Origin of the sequence: Zoogloea dura, from assembly GCF_012927165.1 — a bacterium.
GTDB classification, from domain to species: Bacteria; Pseudomonadota; Gammaproteobacteria; order Burkholderiales; family Rhodocyclaceae; genus Zoogloea; species Zoogloea dura.
The window spans coordinates 37,564-62,671 of sequence record NZ_JABBGA010000004.1 but is presented as its reverse complement, the minus strand read 5'-3'; the positions used below and the strand labels follow the sequence as shown (position 1 = coordinate 62,671).

At 64.9% G+C, this 25,108-nt stretch carries 22 protein-coding genes; 13 read left to right on the top strand and 9 right to left on the bottom strand.

Annotated features, from left to right (window positions below):
• Positions 1-21 precede the first annotated feature (21 nt).
• Genes fdx through HHL15_RS06500 form a run of 3 tightly spaced genes read left to right on the top strand, consistent with a single transcriptional unit; the run spans position 22 to position 1,051 of the window.
• Positions 22-366 carry an ISC system 2Fe-2S type ferredoxin gene (gene fdx, locus HHL15_RS06510; RefSeq protein ID WP_169145031.1) on the top strand — a complete coding sequence of 115 codons (345 nt, stop codon included), beginning with the start codon at positions 22-24 and terminating at the stop codon, positions 364-366.
• Positions 363-557, top strand: coding sequence for a Fe-S cluster assembly protein IscX (gene iscX / locus HHL15_RS06505; RefSeq protein WP_169145030.1), 195 nt, complete (start codon positions 363-365; stop codon positions 555-557). Before fdx ends, iscX begins: the two co-directional genes overlap by 4 nt.
• Positions 554-1,051, top strand: coding sequence for a glutathione peroxidase (locus HHL15_RS06500; protein WP_169145029.1), 498 nt, complete (start codon positions 554-556; stop codon positions 1,049-1,051). The genes iscX and HHL15_RS06500 overlap by 4 nt, the downstream gene beginning before the upstream one ends.
• 10 nt (positions 1,052-1,061) lie before the next feature.
• On the opposite strand, the gene HHL15_RS06495 is transcribed toward HHL15_RS06500, so the two are convergent.
• The 6 genes from HHL15_RS06495 to dapC form a co-directional block, all read right to left on the bottom strand.
• Positions 1,062-1,511, bottom strand: a complete 450-nt coding sequence (locus tag HHL15_RS06495; RefSeq protein ID WP_169145028.1) for a response regulator — start codon at positions 1,509-1,511, stop codon at positions 1,062-1,064.
• Positions 1,512-1,650: 139 nt separating this feature from the next.
• Positions 1,651-2,592 (bottom strand): 50S ribosomal protein L3 N(5)-glutamine methyltransferase, encoded by a 942-nt coding sequence (prmB, locus tag HHL15_RS06490; protein ID WP_169145027.1) that lies wholly within the window; start codon positions 2,590-2,592, stop codon positions 1,651-1,653.
• A complete protein-coding gene (gene dapE, locus HHL15_RS06485; protein WP_169145026.1) occupies positions 2,589-3,752 on the bottom strand; it encodes a succinyl-diaminopimelate desuccinylase in 1,164 nt (387 codons plus the stop codon). The genes prmB and dapE overlap by 4 nt, the downstream gene beginning before the upstream one ends.
• Positions 3,753-3,767: 15 nt before the next feature.
• Entirely contained in the window at positions 3,768-4,943 is a 1,176-nt protein-coding gene (locus tag HHL15_RS06480; protein WP_169145025.1) for a PilT/PilU family type 4a pilus ATPase, read from the bottom strand.
• A gap of 56 nt (positions 4,944-4,999) precedes the next feature.
• Entirely contained in the window at positions 5,000-5,851 is an 852-nt protein-coding gene (gene dapD, locus HHL15_RS06475) for a 2,3,4,5-tetrahydropyridine-2,6-dicarboxylate N-succinyltransferase (protein ID WP_235943265.1), read from the bottom strand.
• The gene (gene dapC / locus HHL15_RS06470) at positions 5,848-7,062 is read right to left on the bottom strand and encodes a succinyldiaminopimelate transaminase (RefSeq protein ID WP_169145024.1); all 1,215 of its coding nucleotides are present in this window, start codon (positions 7,060-7,062) and stop codon (positions 5,848-5,850) included. Before dapC ends, dapD begins: the two co-directional genes overlap by 4 nt.
• Before the next feature lie 224 nt (positions 7,063-7,286).
• Between dapC and smc the strand changes: the two genes are divergently transcribed.
• From smc to galU, 4 genes are read left to right on the top strand one after another with little or no spacing between them, the layout of a single operon-like run.
• Complete coding sequence (smc, locus tag HHL15_RS06465; protein ID WP_169145023.1) at positions 7,287-10,811, top strand: chromosome segregation protein SMC; 3,525 nt, start codon at positions 7,287-7,289, stop codon at positions 10,809-10,811.
• Positions 10,812-10,836: 25 nt separating this feature from the next.
• Positions 10,837-11,928: a cell division protein ZipA gene (locus HHL15_RS26210; RefSeq protein ID WP_206198633.1), complete on the top strand. Its 1,092-nt coding sequence runs from the start codon at positions 10,837-10,839 to the stop codon at positions 11,926-11,928.
• Between the two features lie 12 nt (positions 11,929-11,940).
• Positions 11,941-14,037, top strand: coding sequence for an NAD-dependent DNA ligase LigA (gene ligA / locus HHL15_RS06460; RefSeq protein ID WP_206198632.1), 2,097 nt, complete (start codon positions 11,941-11,943; stop codon positions 14,035-14,037).
• A gap of 5 nt (positions 14,038-14,042) precedes the next feature.
• Positions 14,043-14,921, top strand: a complete 879-nt coding sequence (galU, locus tag HHL15_RS06455) for a UTP--glucose-1-phosphate uridylyltransferase GalU (protein WP_169145262.1) — start codon at positions 14,043-14,045, stop codon at positions 14,919-14,921.
• Positions 14,922-15,048: 127 nt separating this feature from the next.
• Here galU and typA read toward each other — a convergent pair whose 3' ends face one another.
• Entirely contained in the window at positions 15,049-16,863 is a 1,815-nt protein-coding gene (gene typA / locus HHL15_RS06450) for a translational GTPase TypA (RefSeq protein ID WP_169145022.1), read from the bottom strand.
• 131 nt (positions 16,864-16,994) lie between these two features.
• On the opposite strand from typA, the gene HHL15_RS06445 reads away from it, so the two are divergent.
• Positions 16,995-17,732, top strand: a complete 738-nt coding sequence (locus HHL15_RS06445) for an S-methyl-5'-thioinosine phosphorylase (RefSeq protein ID WP_169145021.1) — start codon at positions 16,995-16,997, stop codon at positions 17,730-17,732.
• Positions 17,729-18,262 (top strand): peptide deformylase, encoded by a 534-nt coding sequence (def, locus tag HHL15_RS06440; RefSeq protein ID WP_169145020.1) that lies wholly within the window; start codon positions 17,729-17,731, stop codon positions 18,260-18,262. The genes HHL15_RS06445 and def overlap by 4 nt, the downstream gene beginning before the upstream one ends.
• A gap of 68 nt (positions 18,263-18,330) precedes the next feature.
• Here the strand turns inward: def and HHL15_RS06435 are convergent, their stop codons facing one another.
• Entirely contained in the window at positions 18,331-20,922 is a 2,592-nt protein-coding gene (locus HHL15_RS06435; protein ID WP_169145019.1) for a [protein-PII] uridylyltransferase, read from the bottom strand.
• 13 nt (positions 20,923-20,935) lie between these two features.
• Entirely contained in the window at positions 20,936-21,757 is an 822-nt protein-coding gene (map, locus tag HHL15_RS06430) for a type I methionyl aminopeptidase (protein ID WP_169145018.1), read from the bottom strand.
• 283 nt (positions 21,758-22,040) lie between these two features.
• On the opposite strand from map, the gene rpsB reads away from it, so the two are divergent.
• The 4 genes from rpsB to frr all read left to right on the top strand — a co-directional run bounded on the left by rpsB (position 22,041) and on the right by frr (position 25,064).
• Positions 22,041-22,793: a 30S ribosomal protein S2 gene (rpsB, locus tag HHL15_RS06425; protein WP_169145017.1), complete on the top strand. Its 753-nt coding sequence runs from the start codon at positions 22,041-22,043 to the stop codon at positions 22,791-22,793.
• A gap of 71 nt (positions 22,794-22,864) precedes the next feature.
• Positions 22,865-23,764 carry a translation elongation factor Ts gene (tsf, locus tag HHL15_RS06420; RefSeq protein ID WP_169145016.1) on the top strand — a complete coding sequence of 300 codons (900 nt, stop codon included), beginning with the start codon at positions 22,865-22,867 and terminating at the stop codon, positions 23,762-23,764.
• A 15-nt stretch (positions 23,765-23,779) separates the two neighbouring features.
• Entirely contained in the window at positions 23,780-24,496 is a 717-nt protein-coding gene (gene pyrH, locus HHL15_RS06415) for a UMP kinase (RefSeq protein ID WP_169145015.1), read from the top strand.
• 10 nt (positions 24,497-24,506) lie between these two features.
• A complete protein-coding gene (gene frr, locus HHL15_RS06410; RefSeq protein WP_169145014.1) occupies positions 24,507-25,064 on the top strand; it encodes a ribosome recycling factor in 558 nt (185 codons plus the stop codon).
• The last annotated feature ends 44 nt before the right edge of the window (positions 25,065-25,108 follow it).

Here is a 25,108-nt window from a genome sequence, read left to right as displayed (position 1 = left end):
GGACGGATTGAAGAAGACAAAATGACCACACTGATTGTGCTCCCCCACGTGGAGCTATGCCCCGAAGGGGCTGTCATCGAGGCCGAACCCGGCCAATCGATCTGCGATGCGCTTCTGAACAATGACGTCCTGATCGATCACGCCTGCGAGAAGTCCTGCGCCTGTACCACTTGTCATGTGGTGGTGCGGGATGGCTTCAACAGCCTGGAAGCGGCCGAGGAGCTGGAGGAAGACCTGCTCGACAAGGCCTGGGGCCTGGAGCCGACTTCCCGTCTGTCCTGTCAGGCCATCGTCGGTGATACGCCGCTGACGGTCGAGATTCCGAAGTACTCCATCAACATGGTCAAGGAAGGTAAACGGGGATGAAGTGGACCGAGGTGCAGGAAATTGCGATCCAGTTGTCCGAGACCCATCCGGACGTCGACCCGCTGAAGATCAACTTCGTTGATCTCATGCAGTGGGTCATGGCCTTGCCCGAGTTTGATGATGACCCCAAGCATTGCGGAGAGCGCGTGCTGGAGGCGATTCAGCAGGCCTGGATCGAGGAAGTGGAGTGAATCCTGACCCGCCGGCGGAGGGGGTTTCGGGCTTTGAAGCCCGCAGCCTTTCCGGTGGCCTGATCCGGTTCGAGGATTTCAGGGGGCGGGTCATCCTGATCGTGAATACAGCCAGCCACTGCGGCTTTACGCCCCAGTACGCGGGCCTGCAGGCGCTGCATGAAGCCTATGCCGACCGGGGGCTGGTCGTGGTGGGCTTTCCGTGTAATCAATTCGGGGCCCAGGAGCCGGCCGGGGCAGGGGAGATCGAGCGCTTCTGCCAGCGCAATTTTGGTGTCGGCTTTCTGATGGCCGACAAGGTGGACGTGAACGGGGATGAAGCGCATCCGTTGTTCAAATACCTGAAGGCAGCCTGTCCCGGTGTGCTGGGCAGTCAGGCCATCAAGTGGAATTTCACCAAGTTCCTGGTCGATCGCGAGGGTCGGCCCGTGCGTCGTTATGCCCCGACGACTTCACCCGCCGCTCTGGGTGAAGACATCGAAAGCCTGTTGTAGCACCTGCGGTTCAGCGTGAGCCCGGGTCGGAGGGTTCATTGAGGGACAGCCAGTAGAGTCCCAGCTGCCCCACCGCCTGCAGGAATCTCTCGAAGTCCACCGGCTTGCGGATATAGCTGTTGGCGCCCAACCGATAGGCCTCGAAGATGTCCTGATGCTCCTTCGAGGTCGTCAGCACCACCACGGGCAGTAGCGCAGTCCTTTCGTCGGCACGGATGCGGCGCAACACCTCAAGCCCGTCGATGCGGGGCAGCTTCAGGTCGAGCAGCACGAAGGCGGGCATGATGAGGCTGTCCCGGTTCGAGTATTGCCCGCTGCAGAACAGGTAGTCCAGGGCTTCCACGCCATCCCGGGCCACCACGACCTGGTTGGCGATCTTGTTTTTGCTGAAGGCCCTGAGTGTCAGGGCCTCGTCGTCGGGGTTGTCCTCCACGAGGAGGATGGGGCGATCGGTCGCCATATAGACTCCTTGATCTTGCTTTTGTGTTTTTGTCGATTTCTATCAGTTGAGGGGCCGAATTTCTGATTTGGCCCCAAGCAAGATCATAAGTACGGCACGGCTGGAAAAGTCTTGATCAAATTAGCAAATTTGGTGACTTTTACAACAATTGACCGGCATTCAGCAAAAATACTTTGTCATCCCCGCTGGGGGCTGAGAGCCAGGTCGGTGCCAGCTGCGGGAAGGCTTCTTCCATGATGGGACGGTTATGGCCCACTTCTACGGCCAGAAGCCCCTCTGGCTTGAGGAAGCGCGGCGCATCGGCGAGCAGCTTGCGCACCAGGTCGAGCCCGTCTTCACCAGAGCCCAGGGCCAGCCCGGGTTCGTGCAGGTATTCGGGGGGCAGGGCGTCCATGGCGTCCTGAGTCACATAGGGCGGGTTGCTCAGGATGAAGTCGAAAGCCTGTTCGGGAACCGCCGAGAAGCCATCGGAAAGCACCAGGGTGATGCGGTCTTCGAGGCCGTAGGCGGCGATGTTGGCACGGGCCACCTCGAGGGCGTCCTCGGAGATGTCCACCGCGACGATGTCGGCGTTGGGGAACGCATGGGCCATCAGGATGGCCAGGCAGCCGGAGCCGGTGCACATGTCCATGGCCAGGCTCACGGCTTCGGGATCCTGGATCCAGGGGCTGAAGCCGTCCTGCAGCAGCTCGGCGAAGTAGGAGCGGGGAATGATGACCCGTGGATCCACCTGGAAGCGGAAGTCACCCAGCCAGGCTTCGCCGGTGATGTAGGCGGCGGGCAGGCGGTCGACCGCACGCTTCTCAATGACTTCGTAGATGGCTTCGCGCTCGTCGCTGGGGATGCAGGCATCGAGGAAGGGGTCGAGGCGATCAAGGGGCAGGGCGAGGGTGTGGAGGACCAGGTAGACGGCTTCGTCGTAGGCATCCTGCAGGCCGTGGCCGTAGAAGCAGCCGGCCCGGTTGAAACGGGTCACGGCGTAGCGGATCCAGTCGCGAACGGTGACGAGTTCGGCCAGGGGGCCGTGTTCGTGCTCGTGATGGTCGTCGTCGAGGTGGTCGTCGTGAGCGTCGTGGGTCATGCCGTTTCCGATCGGGTCAGCAGGTTTTCGAGGATGCGTCGGTAAATGTCCGACAGGGGGGCAACGGCGTCCACGGCGATGCATTCGTTGAGCTTGTGGATCGTTGCATTAACGGGCCCGAACTCGGCGACCTGCGGGCAGATCTCGGCGATGAAGCGGCCGTCCGAGGTGCCGCCGGTGGTGGATAGCTCGGGTTTCAGGCCCAAGGTGTCGCCCACGGCGGCCTCCATGGCGGCCACCAGGGTGCCACGGGGGGTCAGGAAGGGTTTGCCGCCGAGCGTCCAGGCCAGGTCGTAGTCGAGGCCATGGTCATCCAGGATGGCATGCACCCTGGCCTTGAGTTCGTCGGCGGTGTGCACCGTGGCGAAGCGGAAGTTGAACAGGACTTCGAGGGTGCCGGGAATGACGTTGGTGGCACCGGTGCCGGCCTTGATGTTGGACATCTGCCAGGAGGTGGGGGGGAAGTACTCGTTGCCCTCGTCCCACTTCACGGCGGCCAGTTCGGCCAGGGCGGGGGCTGCCAGATGGATTGGGTTCTTCGCCAGGTGGGGGTAGGCGATATGGCCCTGCACACCCTTCACGGTGAGCTTGCCGGACAGGCTGCCGCGGCGGCCGTTCTTGATCATGTCGCCCAGGGTGTCCACCGATGTGGGCTCGCCGACGATGCAGTAGTCGAGGGTTTCGCCCCGCGCCTTGAGGGTATTGACCACCAGCGTGGTGCCGTGGGTGGCGTCGCCTTCCTCGTCGGAGGTGAGGAGCAGGGCGATGGATCCTGGGTGGTCCGGGTGGGCGGCGACAAAGGCCTCGATGGCCGTGACGAAGCCGGCCAGGGACGACTTCATGTCGGCGGCGCCGCGCCCGTAGAGCAGCCCGTCACGCACGTCGGGGGTGAAGGGATCGGAGTGCCAGGACTCGACGGGGCCGGTGGGGACAACGTCGGTATGGCCGGCAAACACCACGAGGGGGCGGGCCGTACCACGGCGGGCCCACAAGTTGGCCACGCCGCCACCGTCGATACGTTCGCAGACAAAGCCAAGCGGGGCGAGGCGGGTAGCGATGAGTTCGAGGCAGCCGGCATCCTCCGGCGTGACGGAGGGGCGGGCGATCAGTTCACAGGCGAGGGCCAGGGTGGGGTTCCCTGTAGTCTGGGGTGCGGTCATGTCGGGGTCGTGTTGTCAGTCGTCGTCGAGTTCGAGGGTGAATTCGCGGAAGGAGGCTCCCTCCGGATCGGTCTGCTCGAAATCGATGGTGGACGGCGTGCGGGTGTTGGTTTTTTCGCTGTTGCCGTTGCTGAACTGGGCGTTGTTGATCAGCCAGGATAGATTGGTCGGCGAGTCGGCGTTGGCTAGGGCCTCGTCGAGGCTGATGACCTTTTCCTTGTAGAGGCGGAAGAGATCCTGCTCGAAGGTGCGAGAGCCCTGGGCCAGGCTCTGCTCCATGGCTTCGCGGATGTTGGAGATCTCACCGCGCTCGATCAGCTCGGCTACCTGGCGGGTGTTCAGCAGGATCTCGACGGTCGGCGTGCGACCGCCATCCGGCCGCTTGACCAGGCGCTGGGAGATGATGCACTTGAGCGTTGCGGCGAGGTCGAGGGACAGCAGGGCGCGCCCGTCCATCGGGAAGAAGCTGAAGATCCGGTTGAGCGCGTGGTAAGCGTTGTTGGCGTGCAGGGTGGCCAGGCACAGGTGGCCGGTCTGGGCGTAGGCGAGGGCCGCCTGCATGGTCTCCCGGTCGCGGATCTCGCCGATCAGGATGCAGTCGGGGGCCTGGCGCATGGCGTTGCGCAGGGCATTCTGCCAGTCGAGCGTGTCGGCACCGATCTCCCGCTGGTTGACCAGCGACATCTTGTGCTTGAACAGGTACTCGATCGGATCCTCGATGGTGAGGATGTGGCCGGAGCGGTTCTCGTTGCGGTGGTCCAGCATCGAGGCGATGGTGGTGGACTTGCCGGAGCCGGTGGCACCGACCACCAGCACGAGGCCGCGCTTCTCCATGATGACGTCGCCGAGGATGGGTGGCAGGCCAAGGGAGTCGAGCCGCGGAATCTCGCCGAGGATGTAGCGCACCACGATGGCGATGCTGTTGCGCTGCCAGAAGATGTTGATCCGGAAGTTGCCCATGTCGCGCCGGCCGAAGGAGAGGTTCATCTCCTTGAGCTTCTCGAAGCGCTCGGTCTGCTCGGGCGTCATCATCTCGTAGGCCATGCGATGGATCATTGTCGGATCCATGGCCTGCTGGTTGATGGGCAGGGTGTTGCCGTCGATCTTGATGTGGATCGGGGTGCCAACGGTAATGAAGATGTCCGAGGCCTTTTTCTCGGCCATCAGGGCAAAGAGCTTGTCGATGATCATCGGGCGGCCCGGATCGGCGGGCCGCCGCGGCAGTGCGGCGGCCCGGGGGGGAAAGGTCAGTCGCGCAGCAGTTCGTTGATGCTGGTCTTGGCGCGGGTCTGGGCATCCACCTTCTTGACGATCACAGCGCAATACAGGCTGTACTTGCCATCGGCGGAGGGCAGGTTGCCGCTGACCACCACGGAGCCGGCGGGGATGCGGCCGTACATGACCTCGCCGGTGGCCCGGTCGTAGATCTTGGTGCTCTGGCCGATGTACACGCCCATGGAAATGACGCAGTTGTCTTCGACGATCACGCCTTCGACGACTTCGGAGCGGGCGCCGATGAAGCAGTTGTCGCCGATGATGGTCGGGTTGGCCTGCAGTGGCTCGAGCACGCCACCGATGCCGACGCCGCCGGACAGGTGCACGTTCTTACCGATCTGGGCACAGGAGCCGACGGTGGCCCAGGTGTCCACCATGGTGCCTTCGCCGACATAGGCGCCGATGTTGACGTAGGACGGCATCAGGACCACGCCCTTGCCGATGAAGCTGCCCTTGCGGGCCACGGCGTTGGGCACCACGCGGAAGCCGCCGGCAGCGAAGTCGTGGGCGTCGTAGTTGTCGAACTTGGTCGGGACCTTGTCGAAGTAGCGGGTGTCGCCGCCTTCCATGACCTTGTTGTCATGGGTGCGGAAGTACAGCAGCACGGCCTTCTTGATCCACTGGTGGGTGACCCACTCGCCGTCGATCTTCTCGGCGACCCGGAGCTTGCCCTGGTCGAGTTCTTCGATCACGTGCTCGATGGCTTCGAGCTGCTCGGCGGTGACGGTGGCCGCCGACAGATCGGTACGACGCTCCCAGAGGTCTTCGATCAGCGCGGCAAAGGGGTTCTCGTGATGGGGCATGATGTGCATGGGTACGGTCATGAATTATTCGAAAGTTGTTGGGCGAAAGCAGCGATGCGTCCGGCGGCCTCGACACACTCGGCCAGGTCGGCGACCAGGGCGATGCGGACGAAACCCGAGCCGGGATTGACGCCGTGAGCTTCCCGGGCGAGGTAGGAGCCCGGCAGCACTGTTACATTATATTCGGCCTGCAGACGCCGGGCGAACTCGGTGTCGCTCAGGCCGAGGCGGGAGACATTGGCCCACAGGTAGAAGCCTGCATCCGGCAGGGCGACATCCAGGTGGGCCGAGATGATGGGCGTCACCACGGCGAATTTCTCCCGGTACTGGCGACGGTTCTCGGCCACATGGGCCTCGTCGTCCCAGGCGGCGGCGGAGGCGGCCTGCACCGACGGGCTCATGGCGCAGCCATGGTAGGTGCGGTAGAGCAGGAAGCGCTTCAGGATCTCTGCATCACCGGCGACGAAGCCGGAGCGCATGCCGGGCACGTTGGAGCGCTTGGACAGGCTGGAGAACATTACCACGTTGCGGAAATCGCTGCGCCCCAGGCGGTGGGCCGCCTCCAGGCCGCCGATGGGCAGGTTGGCGTCGTCGAAGTAGATCTCGGAGTAGCACTCATCGGCTGCGATCACGAAGCCGTAGCGATCCGACAGATCGAAGAGCTGCTTCCATTCGTCGAGGGACAGCACCCGTCCGGTGGGGTTGCCCGGGGAGCAGACATACACCAGCTGGACCCGCTTCCAGTCCGCTTCGGGGACCGCTGCAAAGTTAGAGCCGAAGTTGTCACCAGGCTGGTTATTGATGAAGTAGGGCTTTGCACCGGCCAGATAGGCTGCACCTTCGTAGATCTGATAGAAGGGATTGGGGCAGACCACGAGCGCGTCGGGCTGGCTGCTGTCGATGATGCACTGGGCGAAGGCGAACAGTGCCTCCCGCGAGCCGTTGACCGGCAGCACCTGGGTGGCGGCCTTGACCGACGGCAGGCCGTAGCGGCGCTGCAGCCAGCCGGCGATGGACTGGCGCAGGGCATCGGAGCCCTGGGTAGTCGGGTAGTTGGCCAGGCCGCCGAGGTTGTCCACCAGGGACTGGCGGATGAAATCCGGGGTGGCGTGCTGGGGTTCGCCGATGGACAGGCGGATCGGTGCCAGGCCGGCAGGCGGCGTGATGCCTTCGAAAAGGGCGCGGAGTTTTTCGAAGGGGTAGGGGTGGAGCGCCTGGAGATGCGGGTTCACGTTCGGGTTGGATCCTGTTGTCGGCCCTGGGCGGGCGTGGAGTGAATATTGCGGGCGGGCGGCAGGGCACGCCAGGCGGGCATGGCAGGGTTCCGGGATGGGGTTGGACGGAGGCTGCTGGCCGCTTTTTTTGCGAGTGGTATTATAGCGGCCGCTGCTGATGCGGCGATGCAGCATCTGAACCCTTTCCACCCTCCTCGAGCCTTACTTCTCCCGGTTTTCACGTGCGCCTGGCCAAACTCAAGCTTGCCGGTTTCAAGACCTTTGTCGACCCGACAACCGTCCTCACGCCTGGAAATCTGGTGGGGGTGGTGGGCCCCAACGGCTGCGGCAAGTCCAACATCATCGATGCTGTCCGCTGGGTGCTTGGCGAGTCGCGGGCTTCAGCCCTGCGCGGCGGCTCCATGATGGACGTGATCTTCAACGGCTCGACGACCCGCAAGCCGGTGTCGCGGGCCAGCGTCGAGCTGGTCTTCGACAACGCCGAAGGCAAGGCCGCCGGGCAGTGGAAGCCCTACGCCGAGGTGGCGGTGAAGCGGGTGCTCGACCGCAGCGGTGAGTCCACCTACTTCATCAACGGCACGCAGGTCCGCCGCAAGGACGTGATCGACCTGTTCCTCGGCACCGGTCTGGGGCCGCGGGCCTACGCGATCATCGAGCAGGGCATGATCTCTCGGATCATCGAGGCGAAGCCGGAAGAGGTCCGGGGGTTTCTTGAAGAGGCCGCGGGGGTCACCAAGTACCGGGAGCGGCGCAAGGAGACCGAAGGGCGCCTGTCGGACGCCCGCGACAACCTGACGCGCCTGGACGACATCCGCAACGAGCTCGGGCAGCAGATCGGCAAGCTGGAGGCCCAGGCCGCCGTTGCCGAGAAGTATCGCCAGCTCAATGCCAGCCTGTCCGAGCGGCAGAACCTGCTGTGGCTGCTCAAGTGCTACGAGGCGCGGGCTGAGAAGGCGCGTCTGTCCGGCGAACTGGCTGACGCCACGCGGCGCATCGAGGCGGATTCGAGCCGCCTGCAGGAGCTGGAGGCCCAGCTCGAGGAGGCGCGCGAGTCCCAGCTGCAGGCCAACGAGGGCGTCCAGCTGGCCCAGTCGGCGCTGTTCGCGGTCAGCTCCGAACTGACCCGCCTGGAGGGCGAGCTGGCCCGCCTGCGGGACAGCCGGCGCATTCTCGAAAGCCGCCTGGCCCAGCTTGAGCGCGACGATGCCCAGTGGCGCAGCCAGCTGGACAGCCTCGCCGGAGAGAGCGAGCGCTGGCAGGGCCTGCTCGAGCATGCCGCCCTGCGCGCCGAACAGGCGGAGGCCCGCCACATGGAGGTGAGCGAGCGTCTGCCCGAGGCGGAGGAGGCGCTGCGCGGCGCCGATGCCACGGCGGCGGCGGTGCGTCGGGAGCTCAACCAGGCCGAGCAGCAGATCCGCGTCGAGGACACCCACCGCCAGAGCAGCGAGCGCAGCCTGGAGGCCCTGGCCCAGCGGCGCGCCCGCCTGCTGCAGGAGCAGGCCGCCGTGCAGGCACCCGACCTGCGTCTGGTGGCCGAGCGCGAGGCCGCGTTGAATGAGCTGGAGGAGTGTCTCGAGCGCGCCCAGGGCGAGATCGGCGATGCGGGGGCACGCCTGCCGCACGCCCAGCTTGCGTTGAAGCAGGCCGTGGACGCGGAGCGTCATGCCCAGAAGCGGGCCACCGAACTGCGGGCCCGCCGCGAGGCCCTGGTCCAGCTGCAGAACAAGGTCCAGGTGCAGGGGCAACTCGGAGATTGGCTGCGGCGCCATCATCTGGAGGGCCTCAAGCCGCTGTGGCAGCGCCTGAAGGTCGAAGCCGGCTGGGAGCTGGCGTTGGAGGCCGTGCTGCGCGAGCGCCTCGGCGCGCTGCCGGCAGCGGACGGGCAGGCCGCCCTGGCGGCGCTGGCCGATCGGGTGCCGGGTGCCATCACCTTCCTGTTGCCTGTCCTGCCTGAGCCTGTGATGCCCTGTCCGGCGCCGGAGGGCACGCGTGCGCTGCTTGACCTTGTGCAGCCGGAGGCGGGGCTGGAAGCCGTGCTGGAGGCCTGGCTGGCCCGGGTTTTCGTTGCGGATGAGCTGGCCTCATGGGTGGATCGTCGCGACAGCTTGCCGGCCGGCTGCCTGCTGGTGTCCCGCGAAGGGCGCCTGCTCGACCGCCATGCCCTGAGCCATTACGCCCCGGATGCGCGCACCCATGGCGTCATCGAACGCCAGCGGGAGATCGAACAACTGACCGCCGAGGTCGAGGCCGCCCAGGATGAGGCCGCCCTGGCGCGGGATGCCGTGGGTGAAGCCGAGGCGCTGGCCACCCGTCTGCAGGACAGCCTCGCCAGCCTGCGCCGGGATGCGCAGGGCCTGCAGGCCCGCGTGCATGCCGAGCAGGTGGAGGTGCTCAAGCTCAACCAGGCGCGGATCCGTTACGAAGAGCGCTGCGGCCAGGTGGACCGGGATCTGGGCGAGATCGCCCACGGCGAGGAGGCCGAGCGTGATCGTCTGATGCGCGCCGAAACCGAGCTGGAGCGCAGCCGCGAACTGGCGGAGCTGCAGCGGGGGCGCCTGGATGCCGCCGAGGCGGTGCGGCAGGAGCGCGAGAGCGCGCTGCGGGAGACCCGCGCGCTGGACCAGGCCCTGGGCCGGGAGCTGCAGGAGGCCCGCCACTCGGAGCGGGAGTGCGCCAGCAAGCTGGAGGACATCTCGCGCAACCGGACGCTGGCCGGTGAGCAGTTGCAGCGTATTGCCGAGGAGCTGCAGGAGCGCCGCGAGAGCCTGATGGAGATCGACGAGGCCTCCGTATCGGCCCGCCTGCAGGAGACAGTAGCGCTGCGCGGCGAACGCGAGGCGGCGCTGGCCGAGAGCCGAAATCTTCTCGAGGGTGTGAACGGCCGGCTGCGGGCGCTCGAGGACGACCGTCAGCGCACCGAGCATGCCGCGGCGCCACAGCGGGAGCGGGTGGCCGATCTGCGCCTGCGGGTGCAGGCCGCCGACATGGCGGAGGGCCAGCATGCCGCGCGTCTGGAAGAAGCCCAGGCCGACGAGGTCGCCCTGTTGCCGCTGCTCACGCCGGATCTCAAGGAAGGCTCGCTGCAGCGCGAGGTGGCCCGCCTGGGCCGGGAGATCGCCGAACTGGGTCCGGTCAACCTGGCGGCGCTTGACGAGTTGAAGTCTGCTGTTGAACGCAAAACCTATCTCGACACCCAGACGGAAGACCTGCTGGGCGCCATCGACACGCTGGAAGATGCAATCCGGCGTATCGACAGGGAGACGCGTGAGCAGCTGCAAGAGACGTACAATACGGTTAATCGTCATTTCGGCAGCCTCTTCCCCATGTTGTTCGGTGGGGGCGAAGCACGGCTGGTACTGACCGGTGATGAAATCCTCGATGCGGGGATTACCATCGTGGCCCAGCCGCCGGGCAAGAAAAACAGTTCGATCCAGCTGCTTTCGGGCGGCGAGAAGGCCCTGACGGCCATTGCGCTGGTGTTCTCCATGTTCCAGCTCAATCCCGCACCCTTCTGCATGCTGGACGAGGTCGATGCACCTCTCGACGACTCGAATACCGAGCGCTACTGCCAGATGGTCAAGCGGATGTCGTCGCAGACCCAGTTCGTGTTCATCAGCCACAGCAAGATCACCATGGAGATCGCGCAGCAGCTGGTCGGGGTCACGATGCAGGAGCAGGGCGTATCGCGGGTCGTGGAAGTGGATATCGAGGAAGCGCTGAGGCTGGCAGAATCTGTCGCGGCCTGATCGGAAACAAGGGAAATCGATGGCAATGAGTGAGTTGCAAATGGGTCTGGTCGGCGTCGGCGGTGTCGTCGTCGTTGGCATCTTCGCCTTCAACAAGTGGCAGGAGCGCAAGCAGCGCAAGGCCATCGAGGCGGCCACGCCGACGGTCCAGGAGCCCGTGCTCAGCGAGCTGCCCGCCGGTGTGCTGAAGCCCGAGCGCGTCGAACCTGTGATCGGCGCGGAGTCCGCGCCCCGCGTGCAGCCCAGCGCCAAGACGGTGAAGGATGCCAGCGCCCGTCGCGTGCCACCGCTTTTGCCGGCGGAGGTTGATGAGCGTGCCGACTGGGTCGTTCGTATCGAATCCATCGAACCCGTCGTGGCCGGCAGGCTGTGGCAGGCGGCGGCCCAGCAGCTCGACGGCATCGCAAAGCCGGTGCGCTGGTTCGGCTTTTCCGACTCCGGCAACCGCTGGGAAGTGGTCGGCCCCAACAGCGCAGGCGCCTATCACTGGGTGTGCGCGGCGCTCCAGCTGGTGGATCGCCGCGGCCCTGCCTCTGATGCAGACCTGGGCCGCCTGAGCGACGGGCTGCAGCACATGTGCGACATTTTCATGGCGATCCCGTCCCTCCCGGCCCGTGGCGAGTCCGTCGCCCAGGCAGCCGAACTTGACCGCTTCTGTGCCGGGGTGGATATCCAGATCGGCGTCAACGTGGTGGCGCGCGACCTGCCGTTCGCGGGCACCAAGTTGCGTGGCCTGGCCGAGGCGGCAGGGCTTGAACTGCTGACCGATGGCTGCTTCCATGCGCTGGATGAAACGGGGAACAGCCAGTTCGTGCTGAGCAACCTGGAGCCCGGCGTGTTCGTGGCCGAGGACATGCGCGGCCTCGTCACCCAGGGGGTCACCCTGAGCGTCGACGTGCCGCGGGTGTCCGATGGTGTCAAGACCTTCGACCGCATGATGGCGCTGGCCCAGCAGCTGGCCGAGGCCCTCAACGGGGCGGTGGTGGATGACAACCGTTCCCCCTTTGGCGAGAAGGCCGCCGGCCTGATCCGTGCACAGATCGAACAGTATCAGGGGCAGATGGCCGAGTACGGCATTGCGCCGGGTTCGCCCCTGGCCCGCCGCCTGTTCTCCTGACGCGGCCGGTCGATGACAGCCCCTGCGGATGCCCGCGCCCGGGCGGCGGCCCTGCGCGAGGAGCTCGAACGCCATGAATACGCGTATTACGTGCTTGACGCGCCCACCGTGCCGGACGCCGAGTACGATCGCCTCTTCCAGGCCCTGCAGGCCCTGGAGGACGAATTTCCCGACCTGATCAGCGCCGACTCGCCGACCCGGCGGGTCGGAGGCCAGCCGGCTGCGGAGCTGGCGTCGGTCGCCCACGTGGTGCCGATGCTGTCGATCCGCACCGAGACGGATACCACCGAGCAGGGTGCCCTGACTTTTGATGCACGGGTGCGCCGCGCCCTCGGGCTCGACGAGGCCGCCGCGCCCATCACCTATGCCGCGGAGCTGAAGTTTGACGGGCTGGCGATCAGCCTGCGCTACGAGTACGGCACCCTGGTCCAGGCGGCGACCCGCGGTGACGGTAGCACCGGCGAGGATGTCACCGCCAATGTGCGCACCGTGCGCCAGATCCCCCTGCGCCTCAAGGGCGAGGCGCCGCCGGTGCTGGAGGTGCGCGGCGAGATCTACATGCGCCGGGACGAGTTCGAGCGCTTCAACGCGGCCCAGGAAGCGGCGGGCCAGAAGATCTTCGTCAATCCACGCAATGCGGCGGCCGGCAGCCTGCGCCAGCTCGATCCCTCCGTTACCGCGCGGCGCCCGCTGTCCTTCTTCGCCTATGGGCTGGGGGACGTGCAGGGCTGGGCGATGCCGGATAGCCACAGCGGCATTCTCGATGCGCTCGAGGCCTTTGGGCTGCCGCTCTGCGCGCACCGCTGCCGCGCCGAGGGGCCGCTGGCGCTGGCTCGTTTCCACACCGAGATGGCCGCGCTGCGCGCCACGCTGCCCTTCGACATCGACGGAGTGGTGTACAAGGTGGATAGCCTGGAGCTGCAGCGGGAGCTCGGCTTCGTGTCCCGCGAGCCGCGCTGGGCGGTGGCCCACAAGTATCCGGCGCAGGAGGTGGCAACCCGCCTGCTCGGCATCGACGTGCAGGTGGGGCGCACCGGAGCGGTGACGCCGGTGGCACGCCTCGAACCCGTCTTCGTCGGCGGGGTGACGGTGACCAATGCCACCCTGCATAATCAGGGCGAGATCGATCGCAAGGATGTGCGCATCGGTGATTGGGTGGTGGTGCGGCGGGCCGGTGACGTGATCCCCGAGGTCGTCGGCCCGATCCTGGAGCGCCGCGAGGGCGAACCGGCCCGTTTCGATCTGCTTGAGAGCATCGGCCACCAGTGCCCGGAGTGTGGCTCCCACGTGACGCGCGGCGAGGACGAGGCCGTGGCGCGATGCACGGGCGGCCTGTTCTGTCCGGCCCAGTGCAAGCAGGCCATCCTGCATTTCGCCAGCCGGCGGGCAGTGGAGATCGACGGCCTGGGCGAGCAGATCGTCAATCAGCTGGTCAGTGGCGGCGTGGTGCGCAATCCGGCCGACCTGTATGACCGGGAGCGGGTGAACGAAACGCTGCTGGCCGGGCTGGAGCGGATGGGTGAAAAGTCCGCCACCAACCTGGTCGAAGCCATCGACAAGAGCCGTGACACCAGCCTGGCCCGCTTCATCTTCGGCCTGGGCATCCGCAATGTGGGAGAAACCACGGCCAAGGATCTGGCCCGCCATTTCGGGCGCCTGCCCAACTTTCTGGCGGCCGACGAGGCCGCTCTGATGGCAGTGCCGGATGTGGGGCCGGTGGTGGCCCGTTCGATTCTCGACTTCCTGGCCGAAGCGCATAACCGGGAGGTCATCGCGGCCCTCGAGCAGGCCCTGCGCTGGCCCGAGACAGAACCGGCCGCCACGCCCGAACCGGGAGTTCTGACGGGAAAGAAGCTTGTGCTCACCGGCACGCTGCCCACCCTGAGCCGGGACGAAGCTACGGCCATGATCGAAGCGGCGGGCGGCAAGGTAGTCGGCTCCGTGTCGAAGAAGACGGATTACGTGGTTGCCGGCGAGGACGCTGGCAGCAAGCTCGAAAAAGCGCAGCAATTGGGTGTCAGCATCCTCGACGAGGATGGTCTGCGCCGTCTGCTGCTACCCGTAACGGCCGTGGTGCCGGACGGGCAGGGAACATTGTTCGGAGAGTGATGATGCTGAAGAAGGTGAGAAAGGCCGTTTTCCCGGTGGCGGGTCTGGGGAGCCGCTTCCTGCCGGCCACCAAGGCGAGCCCCAAGGAAATGATGCCCATCGTGGACAAGCCGCTGATCCAGTACGCGGTGGAGGAGGCGGTGGCCGCCGGCATGACCGACCTGGTGTTCATCACCGGCCGTTCCAAGCGGGCCATCGAGGACCACTTCGACAAGGCCTACGAGCTCGAGACCGAGCTCGAGATGCGTGGCAAGGCGGAGCTGCTGAAGATCGTGCGGGACACCGTGCCGTCCCACGTCAACTGCATCTATATCCGTCAGGCTGAGGCCCTGGGGCTTGGCCATGCGGTGCTTTGCGCAGCGTCCGTGGTCGGTGAGGAGCCGTTTGCCGTGCTGCTGGCCGACGATCTGGTGGATTCCCTCGGTGACACGCCGGTGATGAAGCAGATGACTGAGGTCTACAACTACCACCGCTGTTCCGTGCTCGGCGTGATGAACGTGGCGCCGGAAGAGACGCGCCAGTATGGCATTGTCAGTACCGAGAAGAACAGCGGTGAGCTTCAGCGCGTGACGGGCATCGTCGAGAAGCCGAAGCCGGAGGAGGCACCGTCGACCCAGGCAGTGATCGGCCGCTACATCCTGACAGGCCGTATTTTCGAGCATCTGCGCCAGCTCAAGCCGGGGGCTGGCGGTGAGCTGCAGCTCACCGACGCCATTGCCTCCCTGCTGCAGGAGGAGGCGATCCTGGCTTACCAGTTCCGCGGCAAGCGCTACGACTGCGGTTCGAAGCTGGGTTATCTCAAGGCTACGGTGGAGCTGGGGCTGCGCCACCAGGAGGTGGGGGCGGAGTTCGCTGCCTTCCTGGCTTCCCGCTGCGACTGCTGAGCGCGTCTCCACGGCCGCCCGCCAGGGCGGCTGTAAAGACGCAAAAGGCCAGCAAAAAGCGCGACCCTCGGGCCGCGCTTTTTGCTGGCTGCCGCCGGAGCGAGTCCGGCAGACATTCCGGTGTGGCTTACGCCTCTTCGCGGGCAGCGCGCTTGCGGTCGTGCTCCTTGAGGAAGCGCTTGCGCAGGCGGATGTTCTTGGGGGTGATCTCGACGATCTCGTCATCGGCGATGAATTCGATGGCCGATTCGAGGGTCAGCTGGATCGGGTTGATCAGGCGCACGGCTTCGTCGGTGCCGGATGCGCGCACGTTGGTCAGCTGCTTGCCCTTGATCGGGTTCACCACGAGGTCGTTGTCACGGGTGTGGATGCCGATGATCATGCCTTCGTACAGCGCCTCACCCGGGCTCACGAACATGCGGCCACGATCCTGCAGGTTCCACAGGGCGTAGGCCACGGCTTCACCGTCGTTCTGGGAGATCAGCACGCCGTTGCGGCGCTCGGCCAGGGTGCCGCCCATCGGACCGTAGTCGTCGAACACGTGGCTGGCCAGACCGGTGCCGCGGGTCATGGTCAGGAATTCACCCTGGAAGCCGATCAGGCCACGGGCCGGGATGCGGTACTCGAGGCGCACGCGGCCCTTGCCGTCCGGCTGCATGTCCTGGAGTTCACCACGGCGACGGCCGAGCTCTTCCATCACGCCGCCCTGGTGGTCTTCTTCGACGTCCACGGTGAGCATTTCGTACGGCTCGCACTTGACGCCGTCGATGTCCTTGAACACTACGCGCGGGCGGCCGACAGCCAGCTCGTAGCCTTCGCGGCGCATGTTCTCGAGGAGGATGGTCAGGTGCAGTTCGCCGCGGCCGGAGACTTCGAAGGTGTCGGAGTCGCTGGTGAAGTTGACGCGCAGGGCGACGTTCTTGAGCAGTTCCTTTTCGAGGCGCTCGCGGATCTGGCGGCTGGTCACGAACTTGCCTTCGCGGCCGGCCAGCGGGGAGGAGTTGACCATGAAGTTCATGGTCAGGGTGGGTTCATCCACCGCGATCGGGGTCATGCCTTCCAGGCATTCCGGATCACACAGGGTCACGCCGATGTTGACCTGGGAGATGCCGGCCACCAGCACGATGTCACCGGCTTCGGCCACTTCGGCGGGGGAGCGCTCAAGGCCCTTGAAGGTCAGGATCTGGCTGACCTTGCCCTTGCCGCGGTTCTCGTCGCCGTACATCACGACGAGTTCCTGGTTCGGACGGATGCGGCCGCGCTTGATGCGGCCGATGCCGATCTGGCCCATGTAGGTGGAGTAGTCGAGGGAGCAGATCTGCATCTGCAGGGGGCCTTCGGCATCCACTTCGGGGGCCGGCACGTGCTTGAGGATGGCCTCGAACAGGGGGCGCATGTCGACGCGCTCGTCGTCCACGTTCTCGACGGCGAAGCCATTGAGGCCGGAGGCGTAGATGACCGGGAAGTCGAGCTGTTCGTCGGTGGCGCCGAGCTTGTCGAAGAGATCGAAGGTGTGGTTGATCACCCAGTCAGGACGGGCGCCCGGACGGTCGATCTTGTTGACCACGACGATCGGCTTCAGGCCGAGGGCCAGGGCCTTGCGGGTCACGAAACGGGTCTGGGGCATCGGGCCTTCAACCGCGTCAACCAGCAGCAGCACGCTGTCGACCATCGACAGCACGCGCTCGACCTCGCCACCGAAGTCGGCGTGGCCCGGGGTGTCGACGATGTTGATGTGGGTCTCGCCGTACTGGATCGCACAGTTCTTCGAGAGGATGGTAATGCCCCGTTCCTTTTCGATATCGCCCGAATCCATGATTCGTTCGCTGACCTGCTGATTTTCACGGAAGGTGCCGGACTGGCGCAGGAGCTGGTCGACGAGGGTGGTCTTGCCGTGGTCGACGTGGGCGATGATGGCGATGTTACGAATGGCGCGGGACATGTGGTTGGATACCGGAAGTACTTGTAAACATAAAATTTTAGCACGTCTTTGCGCGTCGCAGCATTACAGGTTGCGATCTCCGGCCGTGCTAATATTCGCGCCCGACACGCTTTTTCGAGGAGTAGCCACGCATGCTGGCAATCATTGGCGGTAGCGGCCTGACCCAGTTGGCCACCCTGGACCTGATTCGCCGCGAGGTGGTGCGCACCCCTTACGGAGAGCCCTCAGGGGCGTTGACCTTCGGAAAACTGTGTGAAAAGCCGGTGGTTTTCCTGGCCCGTCACGGCTACGGCCACACCATCGCACCGCACCGGGTGAATTACCAGGCCAATCTGTGGGCGCTCCACAATGCGAAGGTGGACGCGATCATCTCTGTGGCATCAGTGGGTGGCATCCGGGCGGATCTGTGTCCAGGGACCCTGGTGGTGCCCGATCAGATCATCGATTACACCTGGGGTCGCAAGAGCACTTTCCACGAGAGTTCGGACGAGCCCGTGGTGCACATCGATTTCACCGAGCCCTACGATGACGGGATCCGCCAGCGCATCCTGCGTGCGGGGGCGGCAGCCGGCGAGAAGGTCTTCGATGGCGGTGTCTATGCGGCCACCCAGGGCCCGCGTCTCGAGACGGCAGCCGAGATCAACCGCCTGGAGCGCGATGGTGCCGACGTGGTGGGTATGACCGGCATGCCGGAGGCTGCGCTGGCCCGCGAACTGGGCATTCCCTATGCGGCCATCAACGTGGTGGCCAACTATGCGGCCGGCCGTGCCAACAGCACCAACCGGATCTGTTTCGACGAGATCGACTTGGTCCTGCGCGAGGCGATGGGGCGGGTCCGCAAGGTGCTCGACCACATCTGCGAAGCATGATCCGCGAAGTCCTGCGCATGGGTGACTCGCGCCTGCTGAGGCGGGCGCAGCCGGTCGAGGTATTTGGCACGCCGGAGCTGGCGGCCTTGATCCGCGACATGCGGGATACCATGGCCCATCTCAATGGTGCCGGGCTGGCCGCGCCGCAGATCGGTGTCGATCTGCGGGTGGTGATCTTCGGTGGCGGGCCCAGCCCGCGCTACCCTGATGCAAGCGCGGTGCCCGATACCGTGCTGATCAATCCCCTGCTGACACCGCTCGGTGAAGACGAGGAGGGGGGGTGGGAAGGTTGTCTGTCGGTGCCGGGCCTGCGCGGCTGGGTGCCGCGCTGGAGGTCGCTGCAGTATTCCGGCTTTGATGAAACGGGGAGCCCCATCGACAGGCGCGCCGAAGGCTTTCATGCCCGCGTCGTGCAGCATGAGTGCGATCACCTGGACGGGGTGCTGTATCCGATGCGCGTCCGGGATTTTTCGCGCTTCGGTTTCACCGAGGTGCTGTTCCCGGATGCTTCGCTCGCGAGCGACGATTGAACGCTCCGTCCCGTGCTGCCTGGTGGCGCGGCTGAATCCTTCTGACAGCGCCGCGAATTGTCCTGGCTCTATACGGCGAGCTTCTCCAGCAGGTCGGATTCGATCTTCAGTACCTGGGCGTCCTGGGACAACCCGGGTCCGCTGATCAGGAAGGTGTCCTCGACGCGCTCGCCGAGGGTTGCGATCTTCGCCGTGTGCAGGTTGATTCCGTAGTGCACCAGGGTTTCGGCAACGCCGAAGAGCAGGCCCGGGCGATCCGCGGCGGTGACTGACATGATGTGGTGCTGTCCCCGCTCGTCCGGGCGGATGCTGACCTCGGGGGTGATCGGGAAGTGCTTGACCTCGCGGGACAGGCGGCCGCCGGCGGGCCGGTCTACCGGGGCATGGGTGGCCAGCCTCTCGGTCAGGTCGTGCTCGAGCAGGTTGATCAGGTCCCGATAATGGAGTTCCTGGCCCGGGTCGAGCAGCACGAAGCTGTCGAGAGCGTAGCCATGGCGGGTGGTGTGGATCTTGGCGTCGGCGATGGAGAAGCCCAGCCGGCTGAAGAATCCGCACAGGCGCATGAAGAGATCCTTCTGGTCCTTCATGTAGACCATCACCTGCAGGCCTTCGCCAACATGGCTCAAGCGTGCCTTGACGATGGGCTCGCCGGTTTCCACGCGGAAATAGAGCATGCGCGCATGCCAGGCGATGTCTTCGGCGTCGTGCCGCAGGAAGTACACGGTGTCGAGCTGATCCCACAGCGTGTCCTCGGTGCCGGGGCGCAGGCCGTAGTAGCGCAGCAGGTTGCGGGCGTCCTCCTGGCGGATCGGGGTGCCCAGCGCCTGTTGCGGTGTTGCCCCGCGCAGCAGGCGCTGGGTGGCGAAGTAGAGATCCTCAAGCAGCTTGCCCTTCCAGCCGTTCCATACCTTCGGGCTGGTGCCGCGGATGTCGGCATGGCTGAGGATGTAGAGGGCGTTTAGATAGCGCTCGTTGCCCACCAGAGTGGCGAAGCGCTGGATGACTTCGAGGTCTGAGAGATCCTGCTTCTGCGCCACGTTGGACATCGACAGGTGGTGCTCGACCAGCCATACCACCAGCGCGGTGTCCGGTTCTTCGAGACCGTGGGCTTCGCAGAAGTCGCGGGCGTCCTTCATGCCCAGCTTGGAGTGGTCGCCGCCGCGCCCCTTGGCGATGTCGTGGAACAGCGCGGCGATGTAGATCAGCCACGGTTTCTCGAAGCCGGTGCAGATGCGTGTCAGCAGCGGGTATTCGTGGGCGTGCTCGGCCACCATGAAGCGGCGCACGTTGCGCAGCACCTGCAGGATGTGCTGGTCAACGGTGTAGACGTGGAACAGGTCGTGCTGCATCTGGCCGACGATGCGGCGCCAGGCCGGCAGGTAGAAGCTCAGGATGCCGTACTGGTTCATCCGGCGCAGTTCGTGCACCACGCCGCGGCGCTGCTGCAGCAGGCGCAGGAAGAGGGCGCGGTTGGTCGGGTTCTGGCGGAACTCGGCATTGATCAGCTTGCGCCCGCGCCACAGGGCGCGCAGGGTGCGGGCCGTCATGCCCTTGAGCTCGGAGCGCTGCTCGAGGAGCAGGAAGCACTCGAGCAGGGCGCTCGGGTGGCGGTCGAAGACGCCTTCGTCGCGTACGTCCAGAAGCTCGCGGACGCACTGGAAGCGTTCGTTGATGTTGATGGCCGCCGGGTAGCGGTTGGGGAAGAACTCGACCCCGAAGTTCTGCAGCAGGATGGTGTTGAGCTGGGTGACCTTCTTGGCCGTCCGGTAGTACTCCTGCATGAAGACTTCCGAGGCCCGCCGGGTCTCGGTGGCGTCGTAGCCGAACTTGCGGGCGAGCTTTTCCTGGTGGTCGAACAGCAGGCGGTCTTCGCGCCGGCCGGTCAGGTGGTGCAGGCGGATCCGCACGTGCTGCAGGAAGCGCTCCAGCTCCCGCAGCTCGGTGGCCTCCTCGTCGGTGATCAGGCTGTGGCGGGCCAGGTCGCGCCAGTGCGTGCCAAAGCCGGCGGCCCGGCTGATCCAGCCGATCAGCTGGAGGTCGCGCAGCCCCCCGGGGCTCTCCTTGCAGTTGGGCTCGAGGGAGTAGGGGGTCTCGTTGTGACGGGTGTAGCGCTGCTCTTGTTCCAGGCGCTTGGCCTTGAAGAACTGGCCGGGGTTGAGCAGACCGCGCAGGTCGGTTTCAAACGCGTCGTAGAGCTGCCGGTTGCCGTGGATGAAGCGGGCCTCGAGGAGGTTCGTCATGACCGTCACGTCGCGGCCGGCCTCGTCCAGGCATTCGGCCACGGTGCGCACGCTGTGCCCGATGTCCAGTCCGATGTCCCAGATCAGGCCGATCATCTGTGCCAGGCGCTCTTCCAGGTCGGCGTCCGCTTCGCTGTCGAGGAGGAATAGCAGGTCGACGTCCGAACAGGGGAAGAGCTCCTCCCGCCCATAACCGCCCACCGCGACAAGGCTGGCGCCGGCGGGCAGCTGGAAGTCCTGCCAGAGGTCGGCCAGCACCGCATCCACCAGATGGGAGCGCCCCTTCAGGATCGGGTCTGTCAGCGGGCGGGCCTCGTATGCCTCGCGGAGGGCTTCGCCGCCGGTCTTCAGGCGCGTCTTGTAGCGGGTGATCAGTGCCCGCGTGGTGTCGGGCGACAGGATGGGTGCTGATTCGGACATCTTGGCGGACGGGTCAGGGAAGGAGGTTGGCGACGATGTCCGGGCGCGGCGGGGAGCCGGCCGAAAGGGTGAGGACTTCCACGCCTGTCTCGGTGACGAGGATCATGTGCTCCCACTGGGCCGACAGGCTGCGGTCGCGGGTGACGATGGTCCAGCCGTCGGGCAGTTCGGAGATGGCTGCCTTGCCGGCGTTGATCATCGGTTCGATGGTGAAGATCATGCCCGGCTTGAGCTCGATGCCGGTACCCGGCTTGCCGTAGTGCAGCACCTGCGGGTCCTCGTGGAACTTGGCGCCGATGCCATGGCCGCAGAACTCACGGACCACCGAGAAGCCGTTGCCTTCGGCGTGCTTCTGGATGACGTGGCCGATGTCGCCGAGATGGGCGCCCGGCTTGACCTGAGCGATGCCCAGCCACAGGCATTCGTAGGTGATCTGGCACAGGCGGCGGGCCAGGATGCTGCAATTGTTGTCACCGCCCACCAGGAACATGCGGCTGGTGTCGCCGTGGTAGCCGTCCTTGATGACGGTGATGTCCAGATTGACGATGTCGCCCTTCTTGAGCACCTTGTCGCCGGGGACGCCATGGCAGACCTGGTGGTTGATCGAGGTGCAGATCGACTTGGGGTAGGGGCTGTAGCCCGGCGGCGCGTAATTCAGCGGCGCGGGAATGCAGCCCTGCACGTTGACCATGTAGTCGTGGCACAGGCGGTCAACCTCGGCGGTGGTGACGCCAGGCTTCACGAAGGGGGTGATGTAGTCCAGGACTTCCGAGCCGAGACGGCCGGCAATGCGCATCTTCTCGATTTCGTCCGGTGTTTTTATGGTGACGCTCATGGAAACTCTTGGTTTGGGTGTCGAACGCGCTAGGCTAGCTCATGCGGCCCGCCCGGGCAATCTGGCCGCTCATCGTTCTGTGGAGCCGGTCTTGAGGGAGGTAATGGAAAGCTGATATAATCGGAGGCTTGTCTGGTATTGAGCTGGGCAAAATTCACACGTCCGGCCCATTGAGGTCCGGGGCGCCACGGCTGAAGGCCGGGTGTTCGAGGCAGTGTTCGGCGCCGCATTGGCGGGCCGGGCAGGTCGGGCGGCGGTCAAACCTCTGTATTGGAGTCACACAATGTCTGTCACCATGCGTCAAATGCTCGAAGCGGGCGTTCACTTCGGCCACCAAACCCGTTTCTGGAACCCGAAGATGGCACCGTACATCTTCGGTCAGCGCAACAAGATCCACATCGTCAACCTCGAAAAGACCCTCGTCAAGTACAACGAGGCGATGGATTTCGTGCGCAAGCTGGCGGCCAACCGCGGCACCATCCTGTGCGTCGGCACCAAGCGTCAGGCTCGCGAAATCGTGGCTGAAGAAGCCCGTCGTGCCGGTCTGCCCTATGTTGACGAGCGCTGGCTGGGCGGCATGCTCACCAACTTCAAGACCGTCAAGGTTTCCATCAAGCGCCTGAAGGACATGGAAGCCATGGTGGAAGACGGCTCCATCGAGCGCCTTTCCAAGAAAGAAGCCCTGATGGCCTCCCGCGAGCTCGAGAAGCTGCAGAAGAGCCTGGGCGGCATCAAGGATCTGGGCGGTCTGCCGGATGCCCTGTTCGTGATCGACGTGGGTTACCACAAGATCGCCATCACCGAAGCCAACAAGCTGGGCATCCCGGTTGTGGCCGTGGTCGATACCAACCACACCCCTGAAGGCGTGGATTTCGTGATCCCGGGTAACGATGACTCCTCCCGTGCGATCCGTCTGTACGCCCGTGGCGTGGCCGATGCCGTGCTCGAAGGCAAGAACCAGGTGATCCAGGAAATCGTCGCGGCCGGTTCCGACGAGTTCGTGGAAGTCGAAGACAGCGCTGAAGAACAGGCCTGATCTTTTTGCGATCGGGCGCTTTGGGCGCCCGATCGACTGAATCCAAACCCATAGATCTATTAGGAGCAAGCATGGCGGAAATCACCGCAAGCATGGTCAAGGAGCTGCGCGAGAAAACCGACGCGCCCATGATGGAGTGCAAGAAGGCCCTGTCCGAAGCCGCCGGCGATATGGACAAGGCTGAAGAGATCCTGCGTGTCAAGCTGGGTAACAAGGCCTCCAAGGCGGCTGCCCGCGTGACCGCCGAAGGCATTGTTGGCATCTACATCTCTGCCGATGCCAAGCTGGCCGCCATGGTCGAAGTGAACTGCGAGACCGACTTCGTGGCCAAGAACGACGACTTCCTGGCCCTGGTCAAGAACGTTGCCGAGCTCGTGGCGACCAAGAATCCCGCCGATGTGGAAGCCCTGTCCGCCCTCGAAATCAACGGCCAGACCGTTGAGGAAGTGCGCAAGGCCCTGATCGGCAAGATCGGCGAAAACATGTCCATCCGCCGCTTCGTGCGTACCGAAGCCCAGGGTGCTGCTGCCAGCTACATCCACGGCGGCTCCAAGATCGGCGTGCTGATCGACCTCGTCGGTGGCGACGAAGCCCTGGCCAAGGATCTGGCCATGCACATCGCCGCGTCCAAGCCGAAGTCCCTGGATGCCTCCGGTGTTCCCGCCGAGCTGCTGGATGTCGAGCGTCGTATCGCCATCGAGAAGGCCCGCGAAGCCGGCAAGCCGGAAGCCATGCTCGAGAAGATCGCCGAAGGCACCGTGCAGAAGTTCCTGAAGGACGTGACCCTGCTTGACCAGGTCTTCGTCAAGGCCGAAGACGGCAAGCAGACCGTTGCTCAGCTGCTGAAGGCCAAGGGCGCCTCCGTTGCCGGTTTCACCCTCTACATCGTGGGTGAAGGCATCGAGAAGAAGGTGACCGACTTCGCCGCCGAAGTGGCCGCCCAGGCCGCAGCCGCCGCTGCCCAAAAGTAAGAGGTCTTCAACACGATGAGCCAGCCCGCCTATAAACGCATCCTCCTCAAGCTCTCCGGCGAAGCCCTGATGGGTGACGACGCCTACGGTATCAACCGTGACGTGGTCGCTGGGATAGTGGCCGATGTGGTCGAAGTGACCCGTCTCGGTGTGGAGGTCGGGGTCGTCATAGGCGGCGGCAATATCTTCCGTGGTATGGCAGGCGCAGCGACCGGCATGGATCGCGCCACTGCCGACTACATGGGGATGCTGGCCACCGTGATGAATGCAATGGCCCTCGCGGACGCGTTCCGTGCCGCGGGGGTCAATGCGCGCGTGCAGTCGGCGCTGCGCATCGACCAGGTGGTCGAGCCCTATATCAGGGGCAAGGCAATTCGTTACCTCGAAGAGGGACGCGTCGTCATTTTCGGGGCCGGTACCGGCAATCCCTTCTTCACCACCGACACCGCCGCCGCTTTGCGCGGGTCCGAGATTGGTGCGGATATCGTGTTGAAGGCGACCAAGGTGGATGGTATCTACACGGCAGATCCCAAGAAGGATCCGACCGCGACCCGCTTCAACCGGATTTCCTTCGACGAGGCGATCACCCGCAATCTCGCGGTGATGGATGCGACGGCCTTTGCCTTGTGCCGCGACCAGCGCCTGCCCATCAACGTCTTCAGCCTGTTCAAGAGCGGCGCCCTCAAGCGTGTCGTGATGGGCGAGGATGAAGGTACGCTGGTCTATTGCTGAGGATGACGCAATGATTTCCGAGCTCAAGAAAACTACTGAACACAAGATGCAGAGGTCCATCGAGGCGCTCAAGCTGGATCTCGCCAAGGTGCGGACCGGCCGTGCTCACGTGGGCGTTCTCGATCATGTCATGGTCGAGTACTATGGCAATCCTGTACCCATCAATCAGGTTGCCAATGTCACGCTCATCGATGCGCGGACAATCGGCGTGCAGCCGTGGGAAAAGCCCATGGTGGGCAAGGTCGAGAAGGCGATCCGTGATTCCGATCTGGGTCTGAATCCGGCTGCTCAGGGGGAAGTCATCCGCGTGCCGATGCCGCCGCTGACCGAAGAGCGCCGCAAGGAACTGATCAAGGTCGTGAAGCAGGAAGGCGAGGGCGCCAAGGTGGCGATCCGCAACCTGCGTCGCGACGCCAACGCCTCCCTGAAGGATGCGTTGAAGGCCAAGACCATTTCCGAGGACGAAGAGCGTCGTACCGAGGAAGAGGTTCAAAAGCTGACCGACAAGTCGATTGTCGAGATCGACAAGCTGCTGGCCCAGAAAGAACAAGAGCTGATGCAGATCTGACCGCCAGGTCGACATCTCCTCCACCGGTTTTTTCATTCCAGGCG

Coding starts and splice junctions, on each gene's coding strand:
- HHL15_RS06495 (WP_169145028.1), bottom strand. CDS start 1,511: ATGGCGACCGATCGCCCCATCCTCCTCGTGGAGGACAACCCCGACGAC.
- def (WP_169145020.1), top strand. CDS start 17,729: ATGATCCGCGAAGTCCTGCGCATGGGTGACTCGCGCCTGCTGAGGCGG.
- rpsB (WP_169145017.1), top strand. CDS start 22,041: ATGTCTGTCACCATGCGTCAAATGCTCGAAGCGGGCGTTCACTTCGGC.
- typA (WP_169145022.1), bottom strand. CDS start 16,863: ATGTCCCGCGCCATTCGTAACATCGCCATCATCGCCCACGTCGACCAC.
- fdx (WP_169145031.1), top strand. CDS start 22: ATGACCACACTGATTGTGCTCCCCCACGTGGAGCTATGCCCCGAAGGG.
- prmB (WP_169145027.1), bottom strand. CDS start 2,592: ATGACCCACGACGCTCACGACGACCACCTCGACGACGACCATCACGAG.
- ligA (WP_206198632.1), top strand. CDS start 11,941: ATGACAGCCCCTGCGGATGCCCGCGCCCGGGCGGCGGCCCTGCGCGAG.
- pyrH (WP_169145015.1), top strand. CDS start 23,780: ATGAGCCAGCCCGCCTATAAACGCATCCTCCTCAAGCTCTCCGGCGAA.
- dapE (WP_169145026.1), bottom strand. CDS start 3,752: ATGACCGCACCCCAGACTACAGGGAACCCCACCCTGGCCCTCGCCTGT.
- HHL15_RS06480 (WP_169145025.1), bottom strand. CDS start 4,943: ATGATCATCGACAAGCTCTTTGCCCTGATGGCCGAGAAAAAGGCCTCG.
- iscX (WP_169145030.1), top strand. CDS start 363: ATGAAGTGGACCGAGGTGCAGGAAATTGCGATCCAGTTGTCCGAGACC.
- dapD (WP_235943265.1), bottom strand. CDS start 5,851: ATGACCGTACCCATGCACATCATGCCCCATCACGAGAACCCCTTTGCC.
- HHL15_RS06445 (WP_169145021.1), top strand. CDS start 16,995: ATGCTGGCAATCATTGGCGGTAGCGGCCTGACCCAGTTGGCCACCCTG.
- HHL15_RS06435 (WP_169145019.1), bottom strand. CDS start 20,922: ATGTCCGAATCAGCACCCATCCTGTCGCCCGACACCACGCGGGCACTG.
- tsf (WP_169145016.1), top strand. CDS start 22,865: ATGGCGGAAATCACCGCAAGCATGGTCAAGGAGCTGCGCGAGAAAACC.
- HHL15_RS26210 (WP_206198633.1), top strand. CDS start 10,837: ATGAGTGAGTTGCAAATGGGTCTGGTCGGCGTCGGCGGTGTCGTCGTC.
- map (WP_169145018.1), bottom strand. CDS start 21,757: ATGAGCGTCACCATAAAAACACCGGACGAAATCGAGAAGATGCGCATT.
- frr (WP_169145014.1), top strand. CDS start 24,507: ATGATTTCCGAGCTCAAGAAAACTACTGAACACAAGATGCAGAGGTCC.